The organism is Mycobacteriales bacterium, assembly GCA_036497565.1.
Lineage (GTDB): Bacteria > Actinomycetota > Actinomycetes > Mycobacteriales > QHCD01 > DASXJE01.
Genome location: DASXJE010000241.1, coordinates 1 through 10199, shown reverse-complemented (window position 1 = coordinate 10199; position 10199 = coordinate 1). Strand labels below are relative to the sequence as shown.

Below are 10199 nucleotides of genomic sequence, written 5' to 3'. Positions count from 1 at the left end.
TTCGCCCGGGGACTCGGCCTGTCCGGTGTCAACATCGACACTCCGGAGCCGATCGGGCCGGCCTGGGAGGAGGCGCTGACGGCCGACCGGCCGACCGTCCTCGACATCCGCTGCGACCCTGACGTGCCGCCGATTCCGCCGCACACCACATTCGCTCAGGCAAAGGCAACCGCCTCATCTATCTTGCACGGCGACGAGAATGCGCGGGGCGTGGTCACCCAGGGCATCAAGCAGAAGGTCCAGCAGTTCCTGCCCGGCGACAAGGAGTCCTGAGCCGATGACCGACGTCCAGCTACCGACACCGGTCGTACGACGCCCGGAGCGCCCGGAGATCGACGTTGCGGCGCTGCACCGCGACCTGATCGCGCGGGTGGACGGGGAGGTACGCTTCGACGCCGGGACGCGCGGCGCCTACTCCACCGATGCGTCTAACTTCCGACAGGTACCCATCGGTGTCGTCATTCCGCGCACGGTCGACGCGGCGGCCGAGGCAGTCGCCGTGTGCCGCGACCACGCCGCACCAGTTCTATCTCGGGGAGGCGGGACCAGCCTGGCCGGGCAATGCACCAACGCTGCGGTGATGATCGACTGGGCCAAATACTGCAACCAGCTGATCTCGGTCGACCCCGACGCCCGGACCTGCGTCGTCGAGCCGGGCATCGTGCTCGACGTCCTCAACCGGGAACTCGAGCCGTACGGCCTCCGCTACGGCCCGGAACCGGCCACCCACCCGAACTGCACGCTCGGCGGAATGATCGGCAACAACTCCTGCGGCGCGACCGCACAGCGCACCGGCAAGGTCGTGGACAACATCGCGGGTCTGGAAGTGCTGCTCTACGACGGCACCCGCTTCCGGTGCGGTCCGACCAACGACGACGACTACGTCGCGATCGAACGTCGCGGCAACGGACAGGCACGGGTCTATCGGCAGCTGCGGCTGCTGCGCGACGACCACACCGAGCAGATCCGGTCCCGCTACCCCGACATTCCCCGCCGGGTCTCGGGCTACAACCTGGACTCGCTGCTCCCCGAACACGGCTTCGACGTGGCCGGCGCTCTCGTCGGCAGCGAATCGACGCTGGTCACGGTTCTGCGCGCGGAACTCAAGCTGGTGCCGGTGGTCAAGGAACGCAGCCTGATCGTGCTCGGTTTCGACACGATCATGGAGGCGGCCGACGCCGTACCAACCATCCTGCCTCACGAGCCGATCGCCTTGGAAGGGTTGGATCACCGCCTGATCAGCGACCAGCGCATCAAACACCTCAACCCCATCGCGTTGGACAAGCTGCCCCGCGGGAAGGGTTACCTGATGGTCCAGTTCGGCGGCGACACCCGCGAGGAGGTCGACCGGGCCGGCGAGCGCATGCTCAAAGCGCTGGGCGAATCCGAGCACGACCCCGAGGTGGCGTTCCTCGACGAGCCCGAACGCGAGGACGAACTGTGGCAGGTCCGCGAAGCCGGACTCGGCGCGACCGCGCACGTCCCGGGACACCCCGACACCTGGGAAGGCTGGGAAGACTCCGCCGTACACCCGGACCGGCTCGGCGAGTACCTGCGAGACCTGGAAAAGCTGTACGAAGAGTTCGGCTACGCCGACGAGACCGCACCCAGCCTGTACGGCCACTTCGGGCAGGGATGCGTGCACACCCGCATCCCCTTCGGCCTGACCGACACCGACGGCGTCGCGAAATACCGGCGGTTCCTCGAGAGCGCCGCCGACCTGGTGGCCTCGTACGGCGGCTCCTTCTCCGGCGAGCACGGTGACGGACAGACACGTGGCGAATTACTGCCGAAGATGTTCGGTCCGGACATCATCCGCGCCTTCGGCCGGCTCAAGGCGATCTTCGATCCCGACGACCGGATGAACCCCGGCAAGATCGTCGCGCCGTACGGCCTGGACGACAATCTGCGGCTGGGCGGAACGTGGACGCCGCACTACGACGGCATCCTGCACTTTTCTTATCCCGAAGACGATGGCTCGTTCACCGCCGCCGCGAACCGATGCGTCGGAGTTGGCAAGTGCCGGCAACACGAGCATCCCGGCGGTGCGGTCATGTGCCCGTCCTACCAGGCCACCCTCGAGGAAGAACACTCCACGCGAGGCCGGGCCCGGCTGCTCTTCGAGATGCTCCGCGGACATCCCGACTCCCCGATCCAGGACGGATGGCGCTCCACAGGGGTGCGCGACGCCCTGGACCTGTGTCTGGCCTGCAAGGGCTGCAAGAGCGACTGCCCGGTCAACGTCGACATGGCCACCTACAAGGCGGAATTCCTCGCCCACCACTACCAAGGTCGGCTCCGGCCCCGGTCGCACTACACGCTGGGCTGGCTACCACTACTCGCCGCCGCCGTCACGAGGTGCCGCGCGGAAGGGGTGGTCAACTCGCTGAGCCACGCGCCGCTGCTGCCGGGCCTGGCCACCCGCGCTGCGGGCCTCGAGCACCGCGAGATCCCGCTGTTCGCCGACGAAACCCTGCAACGGTGGTGGATCCGACGCGGCGGGTCCCGGCCCGGTCTGCGGGGCACGGTTTTGCTCTGGCCGGACACCTTCACCAACACCTTCCATCCGCACATCGGCAAGGCGGCCGTCGAACTGCTCGAGGATGCCGGCTGGACCGTCCGTGTCCCGACCGAGCCCGTCTGCTGCGGCCTGACCTGGATATCCACCGGGCAGCTGGACACCGCGAAAAAGGTGCTGCGGCGCACGGCCGGCATCCTCGCCGAGCACCTCCACCAGGGCGGGCTGGTGGTCGGTCTCGAGCCCAGCTGCACCGCGGTGTTCCGCTCCGACGCCCCGGACCTCCTTCCCGAAGACCTCGACATCGCCCGGCTACGCCAACAGACGGTCACCCTGGCCGAGCTCCTCACCACACATACCTCGGACTGGACCCCTCCGCGCCTGGACGGCGTTCAGGTTCTCACCCAGGTGCACTGCCACCAACACGCCGTCCTCGGCTGGGACGCCGACCAGCAACTTCTCGAGACCGCCGGCGCGAAGTCCGATCAACTGGACTCCGGCTGCTGCGGCCTGGCCGGCAACTTCGGCTTCGAAGCCGGACACCTCGACGTCAGCACCACCTGCGCCGAAAACGCGCTCCTGCCGGCGCTGCGCAACGCCGACCCGGACACCGTCGTCCTCGCCGACGGATTCAGTTGCCGCACCCAGATCCACGAACTCGACAGCGGCGACCGCGAAGCCATCCACCTGGCGGAACTGCTCAACCGTGCCCGGCACGACTCGACATCCTCCCCTTCACATGCCGACCTTGTCGACGGCGACCGGCCCCGGCCGCCCGGGGTCGTGGGCCGGGGCATGGCACTGGCCGCCGCTACAGCGGCCGCCGCCGCCGTTGCCGCCGGCGCGGCAGCCGCGGCCCGCCGGGCACTGCAGAGAACCCGATGAACCCCCCGGCGAGAGCCGACGCCGGCGCTGGGAAGGGCGGACCGCCGATAACCCGTGTCACCACGGCGGTCTACCGCTTCCCCACCCCCTTGCCCGAAGCCGACGGGACCCTGACCTGGGATGCCACCACCGCGGTCACCGTCACCCTGCATGCCGGCGGGCGAACCGGACTCGGCTGGACCTACAGCAGCGGCGCAGCGGCAGCCGTCATCCGTGAGCATCTCACCGGTGCGATCGAAGACCTCGACGCCTTCAACGTCGACGCCGGCTGGTACGCGATGCACCGCGCCTGCCGAAACCTGGGCACCCGCGGACTGGTCATGCAAGCCCTCAGCGCCATCGACATCGCCTGGTGGGACCTCAAAGCGCGGCTCCTCGACGTGCCCGTCACCTCGCTGCTCGGGCGGCACCGCGATACGGTGCCGATCTACGGATCCGGCGGCTTCACCACCCTCACCGACGACCAGCTGGCTGAGCAGATCCGGTGGTGGCAAACCACCGGCTGCACCGCGATGAAGATCAAAATCGGCCAGTCCTGGGGCAACGACATTGCCCGCGACCTGGCCCGGATCAAACAGCTACGCGACCAGACCCCCGTCGGCACCCAACTCATGGTCGACGCCAACGGCGGATACAGCACCGGACAGGCACGTCGTGTCGGTGCCGCCCTCGACGACCTCGGCTTCACCTGGTTCGAAGAACCCGTCTCCAGCGACGACACCGCCGGGCTGGCCAGTCTGCGTGCCGCCCTGCGGTGTGACGTCGCGGCCGGTGAGTACGCCGCCGACCTCTACGACGTCCGGGCCCTACTCCCCGTCGTCGACTGTCTGCAACTCGACGCCACCCGCTGCGGCGGCTACAGCGGCTGGCTCCGCGCCGCGGCCCTCGCCCAGGCACACAACCTGCCGGTCTCTGCACACTGCGCGCCGTCCCTACACGCCCCCGTCGCCGCCGCCATCCCCAATCTTCGTCACGTCGAATGGTTCGCCGACCACGTCCGCCTCGAGCCCCAGCTCGCCGACGGCATCCCCGCCGTGCGCGACGGAGCACTGCACCTGGACAACACCACCGCCGGACACGGCATGACCATCAGCAAACAAGCCGGACGGTGGTGCGTCGCGTAGCACACTGCACTGGGACCCCACATTCTGCCAAGAGATCGCAACCCAAACCGCAGCACCGAAGAACTCCCGGCAAGCCGAGCCGCCCAGACGGGAACGGCGTTCTCGCAACAAAATGCATCGATGATGACCCGACTCATCGCGCTGAAGTGCCGGCACCTGATCACAACCTCAGCCGGGCGACGCCGGGTAGACCGACCGGCGTGGCCGCGCCGGGCTATCCCTTGCGGACGGGGCCCCGCCAATCCAGGCACACCGCCACCGCGTCATCGTCGAGTCCGGCCTCATCATAGAGAGCGAGCAGCTCGCGGAGGATCTCCCGGACAGCGTCATCAGGTCGCCGTACGCGGGCGGCGCGGACAATTTGGGCGAGCCTCGCGTCGCCGAACGGTTCCTGCTCGGGAGGATGGGCGGCATGCACACCATCGGTAAGCACGAACAGCCGGTCACCCGGTCGAACCTCGAACCTCTCAGCGGTATAGCGAGTCCCCTCAAACATGCCCAACGGCAGCTGCGCCTCTAGCTCTACCCGTTGTAGCTGCTCGTCGCGGTCGCGCAGCAGCAGCGGCGTGCTGGCGCCGACGGCCCACCCGCGACCATCGGCAAGCCCGATCTGCAGCAGAAGCGTCTCCAGATGCAACTCGCCCCGGTAGTGGGCGTACACGGCCTGGTCCGCCAACGACGCCTGATCGACGAGGCCAACTCCGGCCCGGCGCGCGTTGCGCAACGCACTGACGGCCAGATGGGTGAGCATCGACGCCTTGGCCCCCTCCCCCATTCCCTCCATCACCGTCAGCTGCAGGTGATCAGGGCTGCACGACCAGTCGAAGTTGTCGCCCCGCACCGCGTACGCCGGTTCCAGCTGCCCGGCCACGGTGAACTCCGGGCCGGCGCACTGCCGTCCGGGAAGCAAGTCCCACTGCATCTCGGCAGCGAGGCTGAGCCGCTGTGGGCGTGCCGCCTGTGTTACCAGATCGGTGTCACGCTCCACAGCGGTCAGGGCGTAGCCCACCGCCGTGCCCATCCGGGCCAGGCCCTCCCGCAGCCCCACCGACGGCGCTGCGGGCAGCCGGAGCCGCAAAACACCCCGCCGGTCGGCGCGGACCGTCACCGGCACATGGACCAGGAGCCCATCAGCACCCACCGATCCCGTCGTCACCTGTTGCGAGGTAAACGCCCGCCCAGCGACCGTGCCCCGGACGGCGATCGAGGTCTCCCCCGGTGCCATCCGGTCCACCGGCAGCGAGCGCAGCACGTCCAACCCGTAGTCGACGATCAGCAGTTCGACATCACGTGCCTGCAGATCGGCGCCCAATGCCCCTCGTATCGCCGCCAGCATATTGGCCGGTGTACTGTTTTCGACCGCGAACAGCACCGATGCGGCGTATTCATCTGGACTCATCAGGGCACTCCTTCGACCATCGCGGCCGTGACGAGACCGACGATTGATGTTGTGCAACAGTAGAGACATGAACTCCGTACGTCTGCAGCCCGGGGAGATCAAACGGCTCGCGGTGGCGGCCGAGGCCGCCGCCGCACCGTTGCAGGCCGCCTGGCTGCGGGCGACCGATGCGATATCCGCCGTCGTATCGGCACCCCAGCTTCGAGCGCTAGAGATCGTGCGCCAGTACAAAACCATTAACCTCAGCCAACTCGCGGACGAACTCGGCTGCGCCCCATCCTCTGCGACCCGCCTGTGTGACCGGCTCGTCGCCGCCGGCCTCATCAACCGCAAGGCCTCCGCCGAGACCCGCCGCGAGATCAGCCTCAGCCTGCGGCCGCAAGGGACCCGGCTGCTGCACCGACTCGAAAACCGTCGCCGCGCAGAACTGGCCGCGGCACTTGAAAAAATGACCCCCACCGGGGCGCGCGCCCTCATCCGTGGCCTCGAAGAATACGCTCAAGTCAGCGAGCATTTAACCCATGACAAAGATCAGAGACTCGCCTGACCGGCCGCACCACGCATCGGTCTGCCGTGATCCGAGCACGCCGACCAGAGTGCCAGCCGTGGACGGCGTCGCCATGGCCGTGGTGAACGCCGAAGTGAACCCGGGCCGCCCAACCCAGGCACGCGGCGCGGGTGCCCCGGGAGCATTTACGTCCGCCAGCGGGGCCGAGCCACCGGCCAACGCCGCAGTCGGCCCGGCCACGACCTGACCCAGCAGCCGTATCCCGTCCGATGGAAACGTGTACCGGCCGGTCGCACGTGCCGTCATTCCATCTGGTCGGCTCAAGGTTCTTTGGGCCGTGGAAATTTGGTTCCGTGTCGCTTACAACGGCCTAGCAATTGAGCGGATACACCAGGCATGCCATGACGCAGACGAATTCGGAGATCACCGCGAGCGCGGCCTATTTGTTTCGGCGGAAACGTCGATACACAGACCGTCTATGCCATCGGCTCGAGCCGCGGCCGTGCTGCGAGAGCAGACCCGGCCCTCACCTGCGGCACCGGACGAGGTCGAGCAGCGACCGTTGACCGACTACGACGCAGCGTTTGGCCACACCGGGACCGGCGATCTGGAAGGGGTCGCCTGATGGCCGCCACCAAAACCGCGCCGGCCAGAGACGTGACCGCCGAGCTGGTCTACCTGACCCGGGCCTTGAAGGCCCCGACGCTGCGGGAGGCCGTTGACCGGCTCGCCGAACGGGCCCGCGCCGAGAACTGGACCCATGAGGAGTTCCTCGCGGCCTGCCTGCAACGGGAGGTCTCCGCGCGGGAGTCCCACGGCGGTGAAGGCCGGATCCGGGCCGCCCGCTTCCCGGGCCGCGAGAGCCTCGAGGAGTTCAACTTCGACCACGCCCGCAGCGTCAAGCGTGACCTCATCGCTCACCTCGGGACGCTGGACTTCGTGACCGCCAAAGAGAATGTGCTGTTCCTCGGCCCACCCGATACCGGCAAGACCCACCCGGGCACCGGCCTGGCGGTCCGGGCCTGCCAAGCCGGCCACCGCACACTGTTTGCGACCGCCTCCGACTGGGTGACCCGCCTCGCCGAAGCCCACCAAGCCGGCCGGCTGCACGACGAGCTCCAACGACTCGGCCGCTACCCACTACTGGTCATCGACGAGGTCGGCTACATCCCCTTCGAACCCGAAGCCGCGAACCTCTTCTTCCAACTCATCAGCAGCCGCTACGAACGCGCCTCCCTCATCGTCACCAGTAACACGCCCTCGGCCGCTGGGGCGAAGTCTTCGGCGACGACATCGTCGCCGCAGCCATGATCGACCGGCTCGTCCACCACGCCGAAGTCATCTCCCTCAAAGGCGACAGCTACCGGCTCAAAGACCGCGACCTCGGCCGCATCACACCCACCAAGACCGACGACTACCGCAACCGAGGGGGCCCATTTTCACCCGACGCCCCGGAGTTCAATTTCAGCCGTCGTTGACATGACTGACGACTTTTGATCCGCGAGTTCTGCGTTTGAGTCCCAGTCGGCCCACCACTGCACACCGCTCTGATCTGGGAAGGTGCGCCCACCTCACCTCAATCGGGGCCGCCTAGATGATCTTGGCCCGAGCCCTTGATCGTGCGGGCAAAGGAGAACGCCGGCTCCGCCGTACTCCTGTGCGCCTGACCGCCACCTGACGAGCCCGGCTGAACGGACTCGTCCTTGGGCGGTGCGCTGCTTGCGGTCAGGGCGCGGTAGCGAAGTAGGCGTCTTCACCGTGGCCAGTGACCCCCGCGAACGTCACCGGGTTGCGCATGTCGGTCCAGTAGGTGACGACGTGGCCGCCAGCCGTGGCGGCGATGTTGCTGTAGTCGCCGAGGAACGCCGTCGCGCGGGGGAACACGGGATTGAGCGTCGCAGCGAACCACCGGTCGTCCCTCGTCGGGTCGGACCGGACGGTCGTCACCGGAGCGCTGGTGAACGTCAGGCTGCCCGGAGCCGTCTCGGTGGCCAGCGAGTAGTCGTAGAGGTGGTTCGCCGGGTCACCGCTACGGTCGAACGTTCCTATCCGCAGCTTGCCGTTGCTGTCGTAGGCGCCCCAGGGTTGGAATTGGTCGCCGCGGAGCGCGATCGCCGTCGGTGCGGACCAGTTCGCGCCGCCGTTCGTCGACTGGCTAACGACCACGTCGGAGTTGGTCTTGGCGGCGTACGGGTCGGCTGGTGCCGGCGTTGCGCTGTTGCGCATGTCCGACCAGACGACCGCAAGGTGCTGCGGGTTGGTCGGGTCGGCCGTGATGTTCCCGGCCGCCCAGCTGCGGAAGATGCTGTCCTGGTAGGTCTGTCGGCCCAGGGCAATCGGGTAGTCCGTTGCTCCGTCGATGACGGTGGCGACCTTGACCGGCTGGGCGAGGGCCGCACCGGTGGCCGGGCTGACCCGCACGACCTCGTAGTCGTCACGCCCGGTGGTGAGGTCGGTCGTGTTGAGGAACGCGACGTAGACCGTGCCGCCGGAGAAGACAGGGACCGAGACGAATGCCTGGTCCAGGCTGCCGGAGATCAGGGTAGGCGCGCTCCACGTCCGACCCGCGTCGTGCGTGACGCTGGCGAAGATCCGGGCCGACACGGTCGAGCCCTTCTGGCCGAGCCGAAAGTCGCCGTAGGTCACGATCGCGTTGCCGTTGCCCCACGCGGCGACGTACTCCTTGTCGAGCAGGTCGCCGACGCTGCCCTCGTTGCCGCTGCCCGCGGCGACCCGGCTGGTCGCCCAGGTCTTGCCTTTGTCCTGCGAGGTCGAGACCAGAACGTCCGGGTTGGTGGCGTTGGCCGGGCCGACGAATCGGAAGCCGAGCGTGCCGTAGTAGGCGTTGCCGGCTGCGTCGAAGGCCAGAGCCGGGTCACCGGTGCCCTGGTAAGACGAGTTGGAGAAGATCGGGTACATCGACCAGGTCTTGCCGCCATCGGTCGTCACGTGCGCCCGGGACAAGATGCTCTCGGTGACGTGCCCGCCGGCGTTGACCCCGAGCTGATAGTCGTTGGCGCCGCCAATGAGGTTGTTCGCGTCGGTCGGGTTAACCGCGATCGAGGTCTCGTTGTGCGCACCGGTGCTGCTCGTCTCGCAGTCGGTGTTGACGTTGGGCGTGGATTGCGTCGGCGTCGTGCAGATCGCGGTGCCGGTCTTCGTCCTCGGGCCGGTCCCGAACACCGCGCCAGCGACCGGGGCCGCTGCGTCCCGGACGTTGTGGGTGAAGTCGACCGGCTGTGGGTCGTCCCCGGCACTGGCGGGCGTCACCCCCGCCAGCACGAGCGCCGCGGCGCCGAGAAGCGTTGCGATCTTCCACGACGTGCGACGGTCGAGACGTGACATCCCTGCCCCCTCCGGCGAGCACCGCCGTCGGCTCGGCCATTGCGGCACCACCGACGCCAGCGCAGAAACTGGGACACCTAGGGCTTACGCGCCCGGACCCGAAGAGTCAAGACTCGTCGATCAACGCACCGTTACCGGTCCGCGCGTACGCATCCGACGGACAGCCAGGTCTCGTCGATAATCGGCCTCGACCGTGAATCCGCAAGCCGACCATCCCGCCTCACCCCGACAGAAGGGAACCGCGTACCACGCTGACTCGCCCAGATCCCGCACCGGAGGTGTCAGCGGCGGATGCTGGCCGACGCGGTGGCGGCGGTGAGGGTGGTGCCGGTCTGCGGTCCGTGCAGGATCGTGAGGACCACCATGGTGACGGCGATCTTGTGCAACCCGCCGGTGGTGGTGGTGTCGGTCTTGCGCAGG

Annotated in this window: 7 protein-coding genes and 1 pseudogene; 6 read left to right on the top strand and 2 right to left on the bottom strand. The window is 68.1% G+C overall.

All coding sequences use genetic code 11. The features are described 5' to 3' along the window. From VGH85_19550 to VGH85_19540, 3 genes are all read left to right on the top strand, one after another. Positions 1-273: thiamine pyrophosphate-requiring protein (locus tag VGH85_19550; protein HEY2176007.1), on the top strand; the 273-nt coding region annotated here is incomplete at its 5' end. Between the two features lie 4 nt (positions 274-277). Continuing rightward, entirely contained in the window at positions 278-3403 is a 3126-nt protein-coding gene (locus VGH85_19545) for an FAD-binding and (Fe-S)-binding domain-containing protein (GenBank protein ID HEY2176006.1), read from the top strand. Positions 3404-3492: 89 nt separating this feature from the next. Then, positions 3493-4527 (top strand): enolase C-terminal domain-like protein, encoded by a 1035-nt coding sequence (locus tag VGH85_19540; protein ID HEY2176005.1) that lies wholly within the window; start codon positions 3493-3495, stop codon positions 4525-4527. Positions 4528-4741: 214 nt separating this feature from the next. On the opposite strand, the gene VGH85_19535 is transcribed toward VGH85_19540, so the two are convergent. Then, a complete protein-coding gene (locus VGH85_19535; protein ID HEY2176004.1) occupies positions 4742-5926 on the bottom strand; it encodes a PP2C family protein-serine/threonine phosphatase in 1185 nt (394 codons plus the stop codon). A gap of 67 nt (positions 5927-5993) precedes the next feature. On the opposite strand from VGH85_19535, the gene VGH85_19530 reads away from it, so the two are divergent. From VGH85_19530 to istB, 3 genes and pseudogenes are all read left to right on the top strand, one after another. Then, positions 5994-6473, top strand: coding sequence for a MarR family transcriptional regulator (locus VGH85_19530; protein ID HEY2176003.1), 480 nt, complete (start codon positions 5994-5996; stop codon positions 6471-6473). 439 nt (positions 6474-6912) lie between these two features. Beyond that, positions 6913-7059 carry a hypothetical protein gene (locus VGH85_19525; GenBank protein ID HEY2176002.1) on the top strand — a complete coding sequence of 49 codons (147 nt, stop codon included), beginning with the start codon at positions 6913-6915 and terminating at the stop codon, positions 7057-7059. Next, positions 7059-7912: pseudogene (gene istB / locus VGH85_19520) on the top strand (IS21-like element helper ATPase IstB). Before VGH85_19525 ends, istB begins: the two are co-directional and overlap by 1 nt. Before the next feature lie 247 nt (positions 7913-8159). Here istB and VGH85_19515 read toward each other — a convergent pair. Then, positions 8160-9779, bottom strand: coding sequence for a hypothetical protein (locus tag VGH85_19515; protein ID HEY2176001.1), 1620 nt, complete (start codon positions 9777-9779; stop codon positions 8160-8162). Positions 9780-10199: the final 420 nt, after the last annotated feature.